This is a genomic window from Pseudomonas sp. PDM15, assembly GCF_014851565.1.
Lineage (GTDB): Bacteria > Pseudomonadota > Gammaproteobacteria > Pseudomonadales > Pseudomonadaceae > Aquipseudomonas.
This window is the reverse complement of the sequence record NZ_JACVAA010000040.1, coordinates 1-255: the sequence shown is the minus strand read 5'-3', so window position 1 is coordinate 255 and position 255 is coordinate 1. Positions and strand designations below refer to the sequence as shown.

At 59.2% G+C, this 255-nt stretch carries 1 protein-coding gene; it reads left to right on the top strand.

The window, feature by feature from the left end; translation table 11 throughout:
• Positions 1 to 255: DUF1329 domain-containing protein (locus IB232_RS23435; RefSeq protein WP_192400910.1), on the top strand; the 255-nt coding region annotated here is incomplete at both ends.

The following is a 255-nucleotide window of genomic DNA, read 5'->3' as shown; positions in this document are numbered from 1 at the left end:
ACGACGGTCCAGGCACGGCCTCTGACGGCATGCGGACAGCCGATGGGCTAGAGCACTTCAACGGTTCCCCGGATCGCTACGAGTGGAAGCTGGTCGGTAAGCGCGAGATGTACATCCCGTACAACAGCTATCTCGCCGCTTCTCCGAAGATCAAGATCAAAGATCTGCTCATGCCGGGGCACCTGAATCCCGAGTTCACACGCTATGAGCTGCATCGCGTTTGGGAGGTGGTGGCAACCCTCAAGCCAGGAGAGC